The 16,767-nt window shown below is 59.8% G+C and carries 22 protein-coding genes; 9 read left to right on the top strand and 13 right to left on the bottom strand.

Going from position 1 to position 16,767, the window contains the following annotated elements; all coding sequences use genetic code 11:
• The first annotated feature begins 16 nt into the window (after nucleotides 1-16).
• Complete coding sequence (locus AC13RC_RS02645) at nucleotides 17-538, top strand: DUF1697 domain-containing protein (protein WP_488556412.1); 522 nt, start codon at nucleotides 17-19, stop codon at nucleotides 536-538.
• Here AC13RC_RS02645 and AC13RC_RS02640 read toward each other — a convergent pair.
• The gene (locus tag AC13RC_RS02640; protein WP_113330778.1) at nucleotides 535-846 is read right to left on the bottom strand and encodes a type II toxin-antitoxin system RelE/ParE family toxin; all 312 of its coding nucleotides are present in this window, start codon (nucleotides 844-846) and stop codon (nucleotides 535-537) included. The two genes, AC13RC_RS02645 and AC13RC_RS02640, sit on opposite strands and share 4 nt — an antisense overlap.
• A 2-nt stretch (nucleotides 847-848) precedes the next feature.
• Nucleotides 849-1,109, bottom strand: coding sequence for a ribbon-helix-helix domain-containing protein (locus AC13RC_RS02635; protein WP_113354008.1), 261 nt, complete (start codon nucleotides 1,107-1,109; stop codon nucleotides 849-851).
• Between the two features lie 95 nt (nucleotides 1,110-1,204).
• Between AC13RC_RS02635 and AC13RC_RS02630 the strand changes: the two genes are divergently transcribed.
• Both AC13RC_RS02630 and AC13RC_RS02625 read left to right on the top strand, forming a co-directional pair.
• Nucleotides 1,205-2,710, top strand: a complete 1,506-nt coding sequence (locus AC13RC_RS02630; RefSeq protein ID WP_488556411.1) for a protein adenylyltransferase SelO — start codon at nucleotides 1,205-1,207, stop codon at nucleotides 2,708-2,710.
• Nucleotides 2,711-2,777: 67 nt separating this feature from the next.
• On the top strand, nucleotides 2,778-3,314 hold the full coding sequence (locus AC13RC_RS02625; RefSeq protein ID WP_488556410.1) for a hypothetical protein: 537 nt from the start codon (nucleotides 2,778-2,780) through the stop codon (nucleotides 3,312-3,314).
• Nucleotides 3,315-3,395: 81 nt separating this feature from the next.
• On the opposite strand, the gene bla is transcribed toward AC13RC_RS02625, so the two are convergent.
• The 3 genes from bla to dmeR form a co-directional block, all read right to left on the bottom strand.
• A complete protein-coding gene (bla, locus tag AC13RC_RS02620; protein ID WP_145320721.1) occupies nucleotides 3,396-4,397 on the bottom strand; it encodes a class A beta-lactamase in 1,002 nt (333 codons plus the stop codon).
• An 85-nt stretch (nucleotides 4,398-4,482) separates the two neighbouring features.
• Nucleotides 4,483-5,484 carry a CDF family Co(II)/Ni(II) efflux transporter DmeF gene (gene dmeF, locus AC13RC_RS02615; protein ID WP_488556409.1) on the bottom strand — a complete coding sequence of 334 codons (1,002 nt, stop codon included), beginning with the start codon at nucleotides 5,482-5,484 and terminating at the stop codon, nucleotides 4,483-4,485.
• A 31-nt stretch (nucleotides 5,485-5,515) separates the two neighbouring features.
• The gene (gene dmeR / locus AC13RC_RS02610; RefSeq protein WP_113330773.1) at nucleotides 5,516-5,788 is read right to left on the bottom strand and encodes a Ni(II)/Co(II)-sensing transcriptional repressor DmeR; all 273 of its coding nucleotides are present in this window, start codon (nucleotides 5,786-5,788) and stop codon (nucleotides 5,516-5,518) included.
• A gap of 192 nt (nucleotides 5,789-5,980) precedes the next feature.
• Between dmeR and AC13RC_RS02605 the strand changes: the two genes are divergently transcribed.
• Together AC13RC_RS02605 and AC13RC_RS02600 are read left to right on the top strand one after the other, a co-directional pair.
• Nucleotides 5,981-6,394: a MerR family transcriptional regulator gene (locus AC13RC_RS02605; protein WP_113330772.1), complete on the top strand. Its 414-nt coding sequence runs from the start codon at nucleotides 5,981-5,983 to the stop codon at nucleotides 6,392-6,394.
• Between the two features lie 198 nt (nucleotides 6,395-6,592).
• Nucleotides 6,593-7,081 carry a GNAT family N-acetyltransferase gene (locus AC13RC_RS02600; protein WP_069616046.1) on the top strand — a complete coding sequence of 163 codons (489 nt, stop codon included), beginning with the start codon at nucleotides 6,593-6,595 and terminating at the stop codon, nucleotides 7,079-7,081.
• A gap of 98 nt (nucleotides 7,082-7,179) precedes the next feature.
• Here AC13RC_RS02600 and AC13RC_RS02595 read toward each other — a convergent pair whose 3' ends face one another.
• A complete protein-coding gene (locus AC13RC_RS02595) occupies nucleotides 7,180-7,749 on the bottom strand; it encodes a cysteine peptidase family C39 domain-containing protein (protein ID WP_488556743.1) in 570 nt (189 codons plus the stop codon).
• Nucleotides 7,750-7,905: 156 nt separating this feature from the next.
• Between AC13RC_RS02595 and AC13RC_RS02590 the strand changes: the two genes are divergently transcribed.
• On the top strand, nucleotides 7,906-8,685 hold the full coding sequence (locus tag AC13RC_RS02590; RefSeq protein WP_488556408.1) for a class I SAM-dependent methyltransferase: 780 nt from the start codon (nucleotides 7,906-7,908) through the stop codon (nucleotides 8,683-8,685).
• Nucleotides 8,686-8,694: 9 nt separating this feature from the next.
• On the opposite strand, the gene AC13RC_RS02585 is transcribed toward AC13RC_RS02590, so the two are convergent.
• The 3 genes from AC13RC_RS02585 to AC13RC_RS02575 form a co-directional block, all read right to left on the bottom strand.
• The gene (locus AC13RC_RS02585) at nucleotides 8,695-9,609 is read right to left on the bottom strand and encodes a cytochrome c (RefSeq protein WP_488556407.1); all 915 of its coding nucleotides are present in this window, start codon (nucleotides 9,607-9,609) and stop codon (nucleotides 8,695-8,697) included.
• Nucleotides 9,610-9,696: 87 nt separating this feature from the next.
• On the bottom strand, nucleotides 9,697-10,140 hold the full coding sequence (locus AC13RC_RS02580) for a c-type cytochrome (RefSeq protein WP_069616043.1): 444 nt from the start codon (nucleotides 10,138-10,140) through the stop codon (nucleotides 9,697-9,699).
• 164 nt (nucleotides 10,141-10,304) lie between these two features.
• The gene (locus tag AC13RC_RS02575; protein WP_488556406.1) at nucleotides 10,305-10,940 is read right to left on the bottom strand and encodes a LysE family translocator; all 636 of its coding nucleotides are present in this window, start codon (nucleotides 10,938-10,940) and stop codon (nucleotides 10,305-10,307) included.
• 128 nt (nucleotides 10,941-11,068) lie between these two features.
• Between AC13RC_RS02575 and AC13RC_RS02570 the strand changes: the two genes are divergently transcribed.
• Nucleotides 11,069-11,770, top strand: coding sequence for a helix-turn-helix transcriptional regulator (locus AC13RC_RS02570; RefSeq protein WP_145320734.1), 702 nt, complete (start codon nucleotides 11,069-11,071; stop codon nucleotides 11,768-11,770).
• Nucleotides 11,771-11,804: 34 nt separating this feature from the next.
• Here AC13RC_RS02570 and AC13RC_RS02565 read toward each other — a convergent pair whose 3' ends face one another.
• Entirely contained in the window at nucleotides 11,805-12,587 is a 783-nt protein-coding gene (locus AC13RC_RS02565; RefSeq protein WP_488556405.1) for an SDR family NAD(P)-dependent oxidoreductase, read from the bottom strand.
• Between the two features lie 161 nt (nucleotides 12,588-12,748).
• Here AC13RC_RS02565 and AC13RC_RS02560 point away from each other — a divergent pair, with 161 nt between their 5' ends.
• Nucleotides 12,749-13,645 (top strand): AraC family transcriptional regulator, encoded by an 897-nt coding sequence (locus AC13RC_RS02560; RefSeq protein ID WP_488556404.1) that lies wholly within the window; start codon nucleotides 12,749-12,751, stop codon nucleotides 13,643-13,645.
• A gap of 30 nt (nucleotides 13,646-13,675) precedes the next feature.
• Here AC13RC_RS02560 and AC13RC_RS02555 read toward each other — a convergent pair whose 3' ends face one another.
• From AC13RC_RS02555 to AC13RC_RS02545, 3 genes are all read right to left on the bottom strand, one after another.
• Nucleotides 13,676-14,134, bottom strand: a complete 459-nt coding sequence (locus AC13RC_RS02555) for an anthrone oxygenase family protein (protein WP_488556403.1) — start codon at nucleotides 14,132-14,134, stop codon at nucleotides 13,676-13,678.
• Between the two features lie 130 nt (nucleotides 14,135-14,264).
• Nucleotides 14,265-15,113 (bottom strand): metallophosphoesterase, encoded by an 849-nt coding sequence (locus AC13RC_RS02550; RefSeq protein ID WP_488556402.1) that lies wholly within the window; start codon nucleotides 15,111-15,113, stop codon nucleotides 14,265-14,267.
• 125 nt (nucleotides 15,114-15,238) lie between these two features.
• Nucleotides 15,239-15,841, bottom strand: a complete 603-nt coding sequence (locus AC13RC_RS02545) for a superoxide dismutase (RefSeq protein ID WP_488556401.1) — start codon at nucleotides 15,839-15,841, stop codon at nucleotides 15,239-15,241.
• A 265-nt stretch (nucleotides 15,842-16,106) separates the two neighbouring features.
• Between AC13RC_RS02545 and AC13RC_RS02540 the strand changes: the two genes are divergently transcribed.
• Complete coding sequence (locus AC13RC_RS02540; protein WP_488556400.1) at nucleotides 16,107-16,763, top strand: aspartate/glutamate racemase family protein; 657 nt, start codon at nucleotides 16,107-16,109, stop codon at nucleotides 16,761-16,763.
• Nucleotides 16,764-16,767 lie beyond the last annotated feature (4 nt).

Raw genomic sequence — 16,767 nt, 5'->3', positions numbered from 1 at the left:
ACGGCGGGAGGAAGCCATGACCGTTTTCGTTGCCCTGCTGCGTGCCGTCAACGTCGGCGGCACCGGCATGCTGTCCATGGCCGATCTCAAGGCACTGTGCGAAGAGATCGGCTTCCAGGATGTGCGCACTTACATCCAGAGCGGCAATGTGGTTTTCCGCGCCGAAGCAGATGAGGCAACGGTGCTGGCTCAACTTGAAAAGGCGCTGGCTACGAAGATGGGCAAGTCTCCCGGCGTAATCCTGCGCTGCCGCGAAGCTCTCGAAAGGGTTGCGGAACATTCGCCCTTTCCGCACGCCAAGCCGAACTATCTGCTGGTCACCTTCCTGCAGGAAGCGGCACCGGAGGATGCGCTGGAGAAACTCGTCGCACCCGGCGGCGAGGAAGTGCATATCGCCGGCAGGGAGATCTACGTGCATTATCCCGATGGCTCGGGACGCTCGAAGCTGAAGCTGCCGGCGCTGAAGGCGGGAACATCGAGAAATCTCAATACGGTGCGCAAGCTTGCGGAGATGGCGCGGGAGCTGGAGGAAGACTAGGGACGCGCCAACAGGGTCTCATAGTCTCTGCTTCCAAAGAAGACATTGGTGATCCAGACTGTATTTTCGACAATGGTGTAAAGGATGACGACGCTCTTTTCGAAAACCGCCATGCGAATGCCGGTACCTAGGTCGTCTCGAGCAACGCCTCCGAACGGTGCATCACCGATCTTTTCACAGCGCGCGTAGATACGACCAATATATCCCTCCGCTGTTCTGATATTCTGACTTAGCTCGAACACGTAAGCTGCGACGTCAAGCAGATTTTCCACGGCCTCCGGGCGGTACTCGACCGCATATCGCTCCATGTCTACCGACGCTTGTCAAAAAAAGCATCAAGGCGCTGTTTTACGTCGTGTCCGCTCAAGTTTGGCCGAGGGTCATCCAAAGATGCGGCAACCTTTTGTCTGATCGCTACGATCCGCTGCTGATATTCCTCTTCTTCCCGCAACCAGACCCGGACTGCCGCCCGCAACACCTCGCTCGTAGAGGCATAGCTCCCCGCATCGACGCGCGCCTTGATCGCAGCTACCATTTCACTGGGGAGTGAAATGCTCAGTTTCTCGTTCATCGCAAAATCCTCTTATCTGGTAGGATAAAGTAGGATGATTTCCTACCTGGAGCAAGCGCCTTGCGTCGCCTCTCCGTCGGCCCTACCTTAGTAATATGAGCTCTCCTCTTCACGATGATACCGCCCTTCGGGCGCCGACGGTCGCCTTCGACAACAGCTACGCGCGCCTGCCGCCGCAGTTTTTCACGGATCAGGCGCCGACCCCGGTTGCCGCGCCACAGCTGATCAAGTTCAACGAGGTGCTGGCGCGAGAACTCGGGCTGGATGTCGAAGCGTTGAAACAAAATGCGGCGGCAATCTTTTCGGGCAACGAGCTGCTGCCGGGATCGCAGCCGATCGCCATGGCCTATGCCGGCCACCAGTTCGGTAATTTCGTTCCGCAGCTCGGCGACGGACGCGCGATCCTGCTCGGCGAGGTGAAGGATCGGAATGGCAGGCGCCGGGACATCCAGCTCAAGGGGTCGGGGCCTACGCCGTTTTCCCGCCGCGGCGATGGGCGCGCCGCGCTCGGCCCGGTTCTGCGCGAGTATATCGTCAGCGAGGCCATGCACGCGCTCGGCATTCCGACGACGCGGGCACTTGCGGCCGTGATCACCGGAGAACCTGTCTATCGCGAGGAGGTGCTGCCGGGTGCAGTGTTTACGCGTGTCGCGGCAAGTCATATTCGCGTCGGCACCTTCCAATTCTTTGCGGCGCGGGGCGATACGGAGAGTGTGCGGACCCTGGCGGATTACGTCATTGCCCGGCACTACCCGGAGATCCGAGACCGTAAGAACCCCTATCTTGCACTGCTCGAAGCCGTGGCCGATCGGCAGGCGGCGCTGATTGCGCGCTGGCTGCATGTCGGTTTCATCCACGGCGTAATGAACACCGACAATATGACCGTATCGGGCGAAACGATCGATTTCGGTCCCTGCGCCTTCATGGATGCCTATGATCCGGCGACTGTCTTCTCGTCCATCGACCGCAATGGCCGCTATGCCTATGCCAACCAGCCGGCGATCGGCCAATGGAATCTCGCACGCCTCGGCGAGACGCTTATTCCGCTGATCGCCCCCTCCGTCGATGCGGCGATCGATTTGGCGAACACGGTCATCAAAGCCTATGGCGAACGCTTTCAGGCCTATTGGCTTGCCGGCATGCGCGCCAAGATCGGTCTTGCAAACGAGGAGGACGGCGATCTCGAGCTGATCCAGTCGCTTTTGGCGACGATGCAGCAGCAGGGCGCGGATTTCACCCTCGCCTTCCGCCGGCTTGCCGCACTCGCGGCAGACGGAGATGTGGCCGATTTCGCCGCTACGTTCAACGAGCCGCAATTAGCGGCATCTTGGCTCGAAAGCTGGCGCGAGCGGCTTGCTCGCGATCCGCAGACGCCGGCAGCGCGTGCGGCGGCGATGCGCAAGGTCAATCCCGCCTTCATTCCCCGCAATCACCGGATCGAGCAGGCCATCGAGGCTGCTGTGGAGGACGGCGACTTTTCTCTATTCGAAGCATTGCTGAAGGTGCTCGCCACCCCATACGAGGATCAGCCAGGCTTTGCGCCCTATGCAGAACCACCATTGCCGACAGAACGGGTGCTTCAGACCTTTTGCGGCACCTGAGGACGCTTGAGCGCACAAGCCCCAGACAGGCTTGCAGAGTCATCGTCCCCACAACCTGTTGGGAGACATGATGATGAAAGTGCACAGCAGCACCCAAAACTATTTCAGTGCGCCGATCCGCAGCCAGCAGAGCGGCGACAGCGACGACAGCGCGCCCTTTTCGCTGCCGGGCGACGGTGGCGGCGACCAGGACGATACGCAGGGGCCTTCCATTTCCTCCAGCGGCGTCCCCTCCTCCATTTCGTCCGGCCTCTGGCTCAGCCAGTTCGGTGATTCCTCGTCTTCGACATCAGGCTCCGCTGACGACCAGTCTGGCGCGAGTGCTACCAGCAGCTCGGCATCGTCAAGCGGACAGTCCGATCAGGACATTCTCGACGAGTTTGCCAAATGGGCAAATATGACGCCGGCCCAAAAGATCCGCGCACAATATCTGGAAGCGCATGGCCTGACGGAAGATTCTTTCAAGTCCTTGCCGGCCGACCAACAGAAGGCGATCAACGACCAGATTGCCGATGAGATCAAACAGAAGCTCGGCGCCGGCAATGCCGATGGGGACGGCGATCAGGAAACGGACAGCGCAGCCTCAGCACTGGCGCTGGTCTAAACATGCTGACGGATTACATGAAGACGATACGAAGCTGATTCACATCTTGGTCGTATCGCCTTCTATTTATTATCAATCTCGCTATTGCCCGACCATGTCTACGATGATCTTGCTGACCTCAGCAAAAACGGCTTCCACGTCTTTTGCATCCGCAGTTGCCTCGGCCACGAAAGTTGTGACCAGAACGGGACCGCGTTCCGGCGGCCAGATGACCGCGATGTCGGCATAGGAACCGTTATTGCCTGTACCGGTCTTATCGCCAACCTTCCACTCCTTCGGCAGGCCGGCACGCAGGCGATTGTTGCCCGTCGTGTTGGCGACCAGCCAGTTGACCAGCTGATCCCTCGATGTCTCCGACAGCGTATTGCCGAGGGTCAGAAGGCCGATCGAATCCAGCATCGCATCCGGCGTCGTCGTATCGCGCGGGTCTTCCTTGACGGCCTGATTGACATCGGGTTCGTTGCGATCGAGGCGGGTTTCGGTGTCGCCTGTCGTGCGCAGCCATGAGGTCAACGCGGCAGGGCCGCCGAAGCTTTCGAGCAGAAGATTGCCGGCCGTATTATCGCTCAGCGTGATTGCGGCTGCGCAGAGCTCGGCAATGGTCATGCCATCGCCGTCGGCATGCTTTTCTGTTTCCGGCGAATAAGTGACGACCTTGTCCTTGCCATAGGTGACGCGCCGGTCGAGCTTTTCCGTGCCCTGATCGACGCGCGCCAGCACAAAGCCAACGGCAAGCGCCTTATAGGTGCTGCACAGGGGAAAATGCTCCTCCTCACGATGGCCGAGCGAAATATTGGTTTCGGTGTCAAGCACGGAGACGCCGAGACGACCACCGGTCTTCTTTTCCAGATCGGCCAGTTGCTTGTCGACATCGTCGGACAGTTGCGAATTGTCCTGAGCTCCGCTGTCACCTTGCGGGCTCTGGCCGCCGGCGTCGGGCGTTGCCGGATTGTCCGTTGCGGGAGGCGTCTGCGCCGGCGTGCCGCTATCCTCAGCGAAAAGCGCGTCGGGGCCGAGCATCAGGGCGGGAAGAAGCAGCGCCGAGCCCGACATGAGGCGGCGGCGCGTGAGCAATGTGGGCATATGAGAGGCCTCCAGCGGAATCGGCAGGTCTTGGGCTATGCGAGGAATGTGGCAAGCCTCTGACCTGACCGATTGCTAACGGATTCTATGCCGCCTTGTCGACGGTAACTTCGACCGTCACGTGTGAGAGCTCGTGAATCTCGGCAAGTCGCGCCTTGTAGAAAGATGGATCGCGCGAGACGGGCGTTGCGACCGCGACGATGGCGGCATGATGCCCCGGGCCGACCCGCCATACATGTAGATCGGTGATGCGATCCTCGTCCGTCTCGATCGCTTCGCGGATCTCCTCAGGCAGATCCTCACCTTGCGGAATGAAATCGAGGAGAACGGCGCCGGAAGCGCGCAGCAGGCTCCATGCCCATTGCAGGATGACCAGGCCGCCGACGATGCCCATGACCGGATCGAGGAAGGTCCAACCGAAACGACTGCCGAGCAGCAGGGCGACGATGGCGAGAACCGAGGTCATCGCGTCGGCAATGACATGGACATAGACCGAGCGCAGATTGTTGTCCCTGCCACCTTTTTGGTCATGGTCGTGGTGGTGATGATCGTCGCCGTGTTCATGATGATGGTCATGATCGTGGGCATGGCCATGGCTGTGCCCATGGCCGGCGTGGCCGTGGTGGTGATGGCTATGGTCGTCGCGCAGCAACCAGGCGCTGGCGAGATTGACGAGAAGACCCACTACCGCAATAGCAATCGCTTCGCGGAAATTGATCGCCACCGGATCGAGCAATCTCAAAATGCTCTCCCAGCCCATGATGAGCGCGATCAGCGCCAGCACGATGGCGCTGGCAAAGCCCGCGAGGTCGCCGAACTTGCCGGTGCCGAAAGTAAAGCGTGCATTATGCGCATGCCGACGGGCGTAGAGATAGGCAAGCGCCGAGATCAGCATGGCGCTGACATGGGTTGACATATGCCAGCCGTCGGCAAGCAGCGCCATCGAGCCATAGATCGTGCCCGCGCCGATCTCGACCACCATCATGACGGCGGTCAGCGCGATGACGACCCAGATGCGGCGCTCGTTGCGCTGGTGATCTGAGCCCAGAAAAACGTGGCTGTGGCCCATTTCGGAAGAAATACTCATGACATTAGTCTCTCTTTGAACGCTCGAATCGTCACCGCAGATAGGTCTTCAGCACGTCGGCAATCTCATCGACCGCCTGCCGGCGGCCCTCTTCACTTTCGGCATGCAGCACGTGCTCCTGCAGATGGTCTTCAAGAACCTCCCCGGTCAGCCCCGTTAGGGCACCCCGAATGGAAGCAAGCAGTTGCAAGATTTCCCCGCAGGGACGCTCGGCCTCAAGCGCCCGCTCCACCGCCTCCATTTGCCCTTTGAGCCGGCGGACGCGAGAGAGGAGCTTGGCTTGCTGACGAATGGTATGGGACATCGTGGCCTCGATTATAATATAGGGGGGTATACTATTTGTGACGATGAATGGGAAGCCCTACTTTGTCGCGACGATCGGACGATGAGGTGACCAGCAGAGTATCCCATCCGCCTGTACAGCTACCTAGCCTTGCAATTTCCATGAACGGGCCTCATATGTTGCTCTAGAGACTAGAGGTATTGGGGACTCTGAATGCTAACCATCGGCGATCTATCCAAGCGGACGGGCGTGAAAGTGCCGACAATCCGTTATTATGAGCAGATGGGCCTGATCTCGGAGCCCGAGCGCAGCGAAGGCAATCAGCGGCGTTACTCCAAAGCCGATCTCGAGCGCCTCGCCTTTATCCGTCATGGCCGCGACCTCGGACTGACGATCGATGCCATCAAGGAACTGATTTCGCTCAGCCAGCATCCGGACCGCCCCTGCATCGGTGCCGACCGTATCGCCAAGGAACATCTGGATGACGTTCGCACCAAGATTGCGCGGCTGAAGAAGCTGGAGCACGAACTGGAGCGCATCGTCTCGCACTGCGATGGCCACAGCATCGAAGACTGCTATGTGATCCGTGCACTCTCCGACCACGGCCTGTGCGAACACGAGCATTGAGGCCCCATTGACAAACGCGCTGAACCGGATCATTGATGCGCCCATGATCACGCACGCGCTCCACAACTGCTCGTATTTTTGGCTGTACCTGTAACGGGCGGCCAAGACAGATCATATGTCAACAAGCCGCCGTCAGGCGGCTTTGTTGTATCGGCAGCGTCCTGACGGCTCATTTGAAAAACAAGGACGCAAAATGCCATGCTAGACGATAGCGACATCTCACTTCTCCGCCCGCCGGTTCTCACCATCCGCAACGCGCAGCCGCGTGACCTGCCGGAGCTTAACGACATGATCCGGCTGCTGGCCGCCCACCACGGCGATCCCTCCGGCACGACGCCGGAGCAGCTTGAGCGCGACCTCTTCGGCCCCGTGCCCTGGATCACGGCGCTTGTCGCGGAAGGCGAGCAGGGGCTGATCGGCTACGCCATCCTCGTGCCGCTCTACAAGGCGCAGGAAGGCCAACGCGGCATGGACCTGCACCATCTCTTCGTGCGCGACGGCCATCGCGGCCATGGCGTTGGGCAGCATCTCGTCGACCGCGCCCGCGATATCGCCCGCAAGGCCGGCTGCAGCTACCTTTCGGTCGGCGCCGCAACAGGCAATTTCCAGGCCCACCGCTTCTACGAAAACATGGATTTCAAGCCGCGGCCGGTCACCGGCATGCGCTACCTGCAGGCTCTCGCCTGATGCCGGCCTTTAAGAGGATCGCCATCCGATATTGATTTTTAGAGTGTTTCTGGTTTTGCGCATTCCGGACGAAAAACCGATGCACATTTGGAAATGCTTCAGTGATCGATGGCAATCCCGCGGCCTGCAAAGAACCTCTCGAACACCTCCAGCGGCATCTCCGCGTTCTCGCGCGTCGCATCGACGTGGCCGGAGGGATTGTGGAAGCGGATGCTGTTTCCGTCGACGGCCGTCACCAGCACGAGATGGCCGCCCTTGGCCGGCGGCTCGGTCTCTGGCCAGCGGATCGAATGATGCACCGACGCGATGAAAAACTCCGACTGCAAGAGGATATCGGCGATATCAGCAACGGAAATCCCAGTGACGACACGGGCCTCGAGGCCGAAGCGATCGCGAACGAAGGGAACGAACGGCGCGTAGATCAGCCCCTTGATCCTGCCATCCACCTCCTCGACATAGCCGCCATACTCCCTGCAACCCATGGCCAGATCCATGATCGGGATGGTTTTGCCGGTGCGGGCGGCGAGCACCATCTTCAGGCAGGCCATACCGCAAAGATTGCCGGCCCAGCGGGCATAATCCTCGACGGTGCTTGCGCCGGATGACGCCCAGAGCGGGTCCTTCAGCAAGGCCGATTGTGCGCCCTCGGCGACGACCGCCAACGTCATGTCAGGCGTTTCCCATTGGCTGAAATAAGGAACCTTCCTCGCCACCCTTGCGTCCACGACCACCCTCTCCTGTTGCCGAATCCCGTAGCTACAAGCTTGACCGGAAATGCGCTAGAAAAATGGCTGTCGACTTCGATCTGCAACTGGAGATGCGACTTGGAACAGCGGTTCACATTCGATGGCGTCGCCAGCCTCTACAATACTTCCCGCCCGCTCTATCCCGATGCGCTTTTTGCCGATGTCATCGATTTTGCCGGGCTGGAAGCCAAGGATCAGGTCCTCGAAATCGGCTGCGGCACCGGACAGGCGACAGAGGGCTTTGCCCGCCGTGGCCTCTCCATTCTCGCGCTTGATCCCGGCGCGGAACTGATTGCAGTTGCACGGGAAAGATTGGCGGAATTTCCGCGAGTGCGATTCGAGCAAACCACCTTCGAAGCATGGCCGGGCAAGCCGGAGAGCTTCACGCTGATATTCGCGGCACAATCCTTCCATTGGGTTTCGCCGGAACTGCGCTTCGCTGCGACGGCCGCCCTCCTCGCGCCGGAAGGAACACTCGCCGTCTTCGGCAATGTACCGATGAAGCCGGAACCGCCACTATCCGACAAGTTCGCGGGGATCTACGCCCGCCATGCCCCGCAGCTTGCCGGCCCGCCCGTGGAGACATGGTATCTGCCTGATGGCCCTTTTGATCGGGAGCTGCAGCAGTCCGACCATTTCGAAGCTCCGGTGCACCACTCTTATTCCTGGAGCCGGTCGCACACGGCGCAGAGCTATACTGATCTTTTGCGGACGCTTTCAAGCTACCGGCTTTTGAGCGAGGATCGGAGAGAAGCGCTGCTTTTCGAACTTGCCGATGCCATCAACGCGCATGGCGGCGTATTCGAATTGCATTATGAAACCCATCTCTATCTCGCCAAGCGCTGGGGCGCGACCTGAACACCAGGCCTATTTCGCCGGCAGCGCCTTCAGGTAGGCCGCGATCGCCTCACGGTCGCTTGCCGGCAGATGGGCGATGTTTTGCTGGACTTCGGCCATCGAGCCGCCGGCGGAGTCGTAGTCCGGGGTGAAGCCGGTTTCCAGGTAGTTGGCGATGTCTCCGGCGCTCCAGCTGCCGATGGCCTTCGAGCCGGGCGTGATATCGGGGATCTGTCCCTTGCCTTCCGGATTGGGTGCACCCGCCAGCCATTGGCCGCTTACGAAGCCGCCGAGACCGTCGCGTGGGGTGTGGCATTCGCCGCAATGGCCTGGCCCTTCGACGAGATATTGCCCGCGCTTGACCTTCTCGTCGGCACTGGCGAGCACGATACGCGGCTGGTCGTTGAGATAGAGGAACTTCCAGCCGCCGAGCGCCAGCCGGATGTTGAAGGGAAAGGGCAGCTCATGCGGCGGAGCGACATTGTCGCTCTTCGGCAGCGTCTTCAGGAAGGCCCAGAGATCGTTGATGTCCTTGTCGCTCATGCGGGTATAGGAGCCGTAAGGAAAGGACGGGTAGAGGTGCTCGCCGTTTTTACCGACGCCGCGCTTCATGGCGTTGCCGAAATCGGCAAGCGTCCAGCTGCCGAGCCCGGCTTTCTCATCCGGCGAGATATTCGGCACATGGAAAGTACCGAAGGGGCTCGTCAGCGCGAGACCGCCCGAAAGCACCAACTTGGCATCACCCTGCGCGCCCGGAGCCGCATGACAGCTCGTGCAGCCGCCTGCCCAGAAAACCATCTGACCGTTCTTGACGTCAGGATCGCCGAGATTGGCCCAATGGCTCGCCGGCAAAGGCGACGGTGCGGTGATGACGTAAAATGCGCCGCCGCCGAGGATGATCACGCCGAAAAGGCAAAGCAACCATCGAATAAACCGCGCCATCACGCCACCCCAAGCCTTAGCTCTAAAACCAAAAGGCTCCGCACCGGCAGAACCGGTGCGGATGCCAAGATCGATTTCTAGACCTACCGCTTAATCCTTCTTGATGCGATAGGCCTGATGACAGGCGCCACAGCTGGCGCCGAGGGTCTTCAGCGTCGCGCCGACGCCCGCCTTGTCGGCAGGAAGCTGGGCGAGCGCTGTCTCGGCATCGGTCGAAAGCTTGGCGGCATGCGCCTTGAAGTCATCGAGATTGTCCCAGATCTTCGGATTGACCTCGGGATCGGTCTTGTCGCTCTGCGGGTTGAACTGATCCGGGAAGGCCTTGGCCGTTTCGGCGATCGTCGTCAGCGACGCCTTGACGATATCGGCGTCATAGGGCTTGTCCCCCTTGGCGATCGCGCCGAGAGCTCCGGTGGCGCCGCCGATCTTCTTCATCATCCCGATGCGGGAGTCATGCGTGCCGTCGGCTGCGACGACCGAACCTAGTGCGATGCCGGCCAAAGCCGTCGCCATCACAATCGCTTTCCACTTCATTTCGTTCTCCTACCTCTCGGGTGTTCAAGACCGCGCATGCGGCCCGGCGCATGATTACGGCGACATGTTTGCCGGTTTCCTTTCCGGCAATGAAGTCACAAAGTGGTGAGAGCTGAGTGAAATCAGTGTCATGCCATCGACATACACATTCGCGGCGGCAACCCTTACCCCAATTTCAGGCCCTCCCAGACAGTAAACACGGAAACCACGACAAGCATCAGCCCGGCTGCGCGGCCCGCAAAGGCGGTTGCTCTGGGATTGGCGACCAGTAGCTCGCGGCTGCGCCCGGCAGTGATGGCAAGTCCGCCATAGACGGCAAATTGCGTTGCGATGGTCATGGCTCCCATGATGACGGCCTGTATCCACATCGGCCCGTAATCCGGCTTTAGGAATTGCGGATAGACGGCGAAGATGAAGAGATAGGCCTTGGGATTTATGAGGCAAGTCACCGCTCCCTGCCGGAAGGCTTTCCAGGCGGAGCGGCTGCCGGCCGGCCCTTCATTGCCCACGGTGATGGAGCTGCGCATCAGCGTGTAGCCGATGAAGGCCATATAGGCGCCGCCGGCGATCAGCAGCGGATTGAAGAGAACGGGCACGAAATGCATCAGCAGGCCGATGCCGACGGCGCCGTTCAGCGAGTGCACCGCACCGCCGAGCATAATGCCGCCTGTCGCGGCGAGGCCGCGATTGCTGCCGCCAGTCAGCGAATTGGCAAGCACGAACAGCATGTCCATGCCCGGCACGATGATGATGCCCAAGAGAAGGATGAAGAAGAGCCAGAGATTTTCTGCGTAACCCATGTCAGTTGCCTATCGCCCTCTCCAGAGAGACAGGAGAGGAAATGGTTGATTTTCAAGTCGATAGGCAGTCTTATAAAATGAACCAACTGACGGGGTGTTGTCAGTAGCCTTCTTCTTTGGGGCAAGAAATGCGCAAGGCATCGCGCCTGTTCGAGATCATCCAGATCCTGCGGCTGGCCAAGCGGCCGGTGACAGGGGCCGATATCGCCGCCCGGCTGGAGGTGACGGTCCGCTCGGTCTATCGCGATATCGCGGCACTTCAGGCGATGCGGGTGCCGATCGAGGGCGAGCGAGGCATCGGCTATATCCTGCGGCCCGGCTTCGACCTGCCGCCGCTGATGTTTTCGATCGAGGAAATGGAGGCGATCGTGCTGTCGCTGGCCTTGTTGGAGCGCACCGGCGATGCCGAGCTGAAGCAGGCAGCCAAGCGCGTCACCGCGAAAATTGCCGGCGCCGTGCCACCGCCGCTGCGCCAGACGCTCGACGCCAATGCGCTGCATGCCTGGGGCTTTGCCGCACCTTCCGCCTCGGCGATCGATCTCTCGCTGGTGCGCCGCGCCATTCGCGACGAGGAAAAGCTGGATCTTGCCTATCGCGACGAGTTGGGCCGCGCCACGGAACGCATCATCCGGCCGATCGCCCTCATCTATTATTCGGAGACCGCCAACATCGTCGCCTGGTGCGAACTGCGCCAGGCCATCCGCAACTTCCGTAGCGATCGGATCGAAGGCTGCGAGGCGACGGGATTGTGGTTCAAGGGCGAAGGTGATGGTTTGAGGCAAATCTGGGTGAACGGCTGGCAGATAAACACCCCAACCGCTGCCGGCTGAGGTGCTGCAGATCCCACAGATCTAACGTTGCGAATTAGAGGACCATGCCACCCGAGGCTTCGATACGCTGCCCGTTGACCCAGCGATTGTCGTCCGACAGCAGCGAGGCGATCATCGGGCCGATATCGTCAGGCAGACCTGCGCGGCCGAGCGCCGTCATGGAGGCGACCATCCTGTTGACCTCGGGATTGTCGCGGACCATGCCGCCGCTGAAATCGGTCTGGATCGCGCCCGGCGCCACCGTGTTGACCGTGATGCCACGCGGGCCGAGCTCCTTGGCAAAGTAGCGCGTCAGCACTTCGATCGCACCCTTCATCGCCGCATAGGCCGACGAGCCCGGATAGCTGACACGAGCAAGGCCGGAGGAAATATTGACGATACGGCCGCCGTCGTTGATGTGCGACAGCAGCTTCTGCGTCAGGAAGAAGACGCCCTTGAGATGGATGTTGTAGAGCTTGTCGAACTCGGCTTCCGTCGTTTCAGCGATGGAGGCATGATAGGACGTGCCGGCATTGTTGACGAGGAAATCGAAACGATCGCGCGCCCAGCCCTTCTGCAGCACGCGGCCAACTTCGGCAACGAAAGCGTCGAAGGATGCAACGTCGCCGGTGTCGAGCTGTAAGGCTACAGCCTTTTGACCGAGCGCTTCGATCTCGGCAACGGCGTTATCGGCTTCTGCCTTATTTGCGTTATAGGTCAGGATGCTATCGACACCGCGCTGGGCAAGATGAATGGCGCTGTTGCGGCCGAGGCCACGGCTGCCGCCGGTAATGATCGCAATCTTTGTCTTTGATTTATCGGAATTTTCAGTCGTCATTGCCGTTCTCCAGGGAATGTTTGGTGACCGGAATCTACGCCTGCGGAACCATTTCCCTGAATGCCGGAACTCGCGAATTTCTTGCCTATTCCTCCAACTGCCTTGTTCGCTGTTGCCCCGCTGCTATGATGCCGCAGTGGCACTTGCCCCGGAGACCACCAATGTCCTCAGCCCTTAAAGATGCGATCACACAATTTATCGAAGCCAATGACGGCGGCGACAATGGCGTCTTTCCCACGGGCATCGATGGCCTGCTGATCATGCGCTCGACCGAGCCGAAAATGCCGCATGCGATGATCTATCGACCGGCGCTCTGCGTCATTCTGCAGGGCGCGAAGCAATTGATGCTGAATGACAGAGTGATCGATTATGCCGAGATGCAGGCGCTCATCATCAGCATCGAGCTGCCTGCAGCCGGTAGAGTGGTCCAGGCGAGTGTCGAAAAACCCTATATGGCCATCTCCCTGGAATTCGATGTGGGCATGATGCGTGAGGTGATGGAACAGCTCGACAAGCCGCCGAAACCAGCAGGCGGCGCGCAGCTTGGCATCTTCGTCGAGAATCTCGGCGATGAGCTTGCCGATTGCCTGGTACGATTGACCCGATTGCTGTCGAACCCGAGCGCCATTCCGGTGCTCTATCCGGCGATCATGCGCGAAATCTGCTTCTGGCTGCTCACCGGCCCGAATGGCGGCGAGGTCTGCAAGCTGGTGCTGCCCGATGGCCAGACGCGGCGCATTGCGGACGCCATCCGCCTGTTGCGCGACAATTTCACGGGGCCGGTGCGCATCGAGGAGTTGGCCGCTGTCGCACGCATGAGCCCCTCCTCCTTCCACCAGCATTTCAAGACGCTGACCTCGATGACGCCGCTGCAGTACCAGAAGCAGATGCGGCTGCTCGAAGCCCGCCGCCTGATGGTCGCCGGCCACGCCAATGTCGAGACGGCAGCCTACCGGGTCGGCTATGAAAGCGCCTCGCAATTCAGTCGCGAATATACCCGTATGTTCGGCACGCCGCCGAAAAGGGACGTGACCGAGATGCGGATGGCGGCGGAATAATAACAGGTCAACTCTCGGTTTTGCGCGCCGCTAAAGAGCAATCGCGGTCACCAACAGAATAAAAGCCAGTAATCCCAAGACCGCCCGCGCGGCATGCGACCATTCCCAGAGATCACGCAGCATGGTCCAGTCCGCCTCGGCATCAGCCTCGATCCGATGACCGCCGACTGGAACGTAGGAAAAGAAGCCTGCGCCCAACCCTTTCAGCTCGGCATCCTTGAGCCAGAAATTGTTTACGGGCTGTATCAGCAACCAAAAGACTGCATGCATGGCAGCCATGGCGGCAAAAGCCGCGGCAAACAGCCAGAACGCGATGATGTTGGCTGGCGTCAGGAACAGGAGAAGCAGAAGCAAAAGAGTGCCGATCGGCTCGGCAACGCCGCCGATCGTGAATCCGGGATAATAAATTCGCTGAACCGTCATATAGTCTTCTTTCGACAGTCGCATTTTGCCCGGCAGCTCCAGCAGATGTGCCAGCGCCAGTGCCATGGCAACTGCCACGACCATGATTGTCAGAATTTGCAATACCGGAAACATCGGCTCCGCCTCACAGCAGCCTCGGTTCCTAAACTTTCAACGTTGCGGATCGTTCCCCCTGTCAAATCATCCAAGGGATTCATCAAGCGCCCGGCAGCGCCAGCACCCGGCTATCCTCGCGTCCGAAGCCCATGACCTCCAGCCGATCATTGTGGACTGCGACGATCGCATAGGCGCTCGTATCTTCGGTATCGACCATGCCCTTAAAGTTGACGAAGTATGTGCCACCCGACACTCCGAAGTTGCCGGCGTGATTGTGGCCATTGAGGTAGGCGACGACATGCTCGTGCTCCGCCAGAAGCGCCAGCAAGCGGTCGCTGTTCAGGGCGTTATGGGCATTATCCGGGAAAATCGGATAGTGGTTCATGACGATGACCTTCTCGCCCGCCGCCTTTGCTTCCCTGAGCTTTGCAGCAAGCCAGTCATATTGTGTGTCGCCTATCGCTCCGTTCCATCGTTGGCCATTGAGCGCGCCGGTGCTTTCCAGCACCCGCATCATTTCCTTTGCCTCCTGCCGTCGAGGATCACCTTCCGGCGGGGCAAAGACGCTGATTTCATTGCCGTCGAGCGCAATGAAGCGATAGCCGGAATGGCCGAAATCATAATAGGCGGACGGCATGCCCACACGTGCCGGCACCGTGCCGAGATGTTCCGATGCCACGGCGAAATCGTGATTGCCGAGGAGGAAGTGCTTGGGATGACGCAAGGCTTCGTAGACAGGCAGAATGGCGTCGAAGCTCTTCCATTCGCGATCGATGATATCGCCGAGGGTCACGACAAAGGCGAGATCATGGCGATTGAACTCCTCAATTGCATCCCGAAGCTTGTCGAGGCTCTTCGCCGGATAGCGATTGAGGGTGAGATTGGGCGCGAGATCGGCATATTGCGGATCGGCGATGACACCGAAGCGGAAAAGCGGCGCTGATGGCATTCAGCCTCCTGTGGCGATCTCCTGAGCCGTCATGCGGCACACAGATATATCAACAAGGCTGCTCATAAGAAAACACCCGACGCCAGGAAGACGCCGGGTGCGAAAGCCAGCCTATGCGGCGAACCTTACTTCGTAGCGGCTTCGTAGCGCTCCAGGACGTAGTCCCAGTTGATCAGGCTGTCGATGAAGGCTTCGAGGTACTTCGGACGCAGGTTGCGGTAATCGATGTAGTAGGAGTGCTCCCAAACGTCGACGCCGAGGATCGGGTCGGCGCCGTGGACGAGCGGGTTTTCGCCGTTCGGGGTCTTGGAGATTTCGAGCTTGCCGTTCTTGACGGAAACCCATGACCAGCCCGAGCCGAACTGAGTGGCGCCGGCAGCCGCAAAATCGGCCTTGAACTTGTCGTAGCCGCCGAGATCGGAGGCAAAAGCCGCTTCGAGCTTGCCCGGCAGTTTGTTGCCGCCGCCGCCCTTCTTCATCCACTTCCAGAAATGGATGTGGTTGTAGTGCTGGGCTGCATTGTTGAAGAGGCCTGCATTGGTGCCGAAGGACTTCTTCACGATTTCCTCGAGCGACAGATCGGCAAGACCTGCTTCCGCGGCGAGCTTGTTGCCATTGTCGACATAAGCCTTGTGGTGCTTGTCGTGGTGATACTCAAGGGTTTCACGCGACATGAAGGGCGAAAGGGCGTCGTAATCATATGGAAGTTCAGGCAATTCGAAAGCCATGGTCATATCTCCTCTTGGCAAAAAATTGCGTCGGCAGGTGAACCGGAACATAGGAGCGGTCGCCTGGAAGGGCAACCGGCGACATGCCAAAAAAGTTGCACTCGGGAGTAAAAATTGCCCTATTTTTGAATTAGATATAGCATAGACTTAGAAATGAACCTTGCTGTATATGATGATGCCCGAATACAGAGCGAACTGCTGCACCGAAATGTCGACAAGGCAGGTTGCCGAGGCTAGGTTTGCGGATCTCATTCGGTGATGAGGAATGTCGGTGACGATCGCCTGTTTGCACACAGCCGAAAGCAACATCGCCGTCTATGAAACGGCAGCGAAGGCACTTGGATTGCCCGAGGGGATGCTGCGTCATCACGTCCGCGCGGATCTTCTACTTGCCGCCGAAAAAGTGGGGCGCCTGACGGATGAGATCTCTGCCGAAACGGCGGCCCTCCTCTGGCATCTGGCAGAGGATGCCGATGCCGTCGTGCTCAATTGCTCGACACTCGGTCCGGCAGCATTGAAGGTCGCTGCCGGTGCCGAGGCACCGATCATCCGGGCTGATGCGATGCTGGCCGAGCAAGCGGTCAAGGCAGGCGGCAAGGTTATCGTGTTGTGCACCGTCGAAACGACCATCGCCCCGACGACCGCACTTTTCGAAACAGCGGCTAAGGCGACGGGTGCTGAAATCGAGGTTCGGCTGGTGCCGGGCGCATGGGCGCACTTCCGCGAGGGGGATCTCCGGGCCTATCTCACCTCGATTGCCGAGGCGGTGAAAGCGGTCAGCGGCGAAGGCGCTGTCACGATCGCTTTCGCTCAAGCCTCGATGACCGATGCTGTTCATCTTCTTCCGGCAAACTGCCCGCAACCTATGACCGGTCCGGCGGCCGCACTTGCCGCGGCAATGGCGAAGACCACGGATAGCTGAAGCG

Source organism: Martinezella sp. CNPSo 3890 (genome assembly GCF_057784455.1).
Note: the sequence above shows the minus strand (reverse complement) of the source record. Positions and strands in the feature narration are given on the sequence as shown.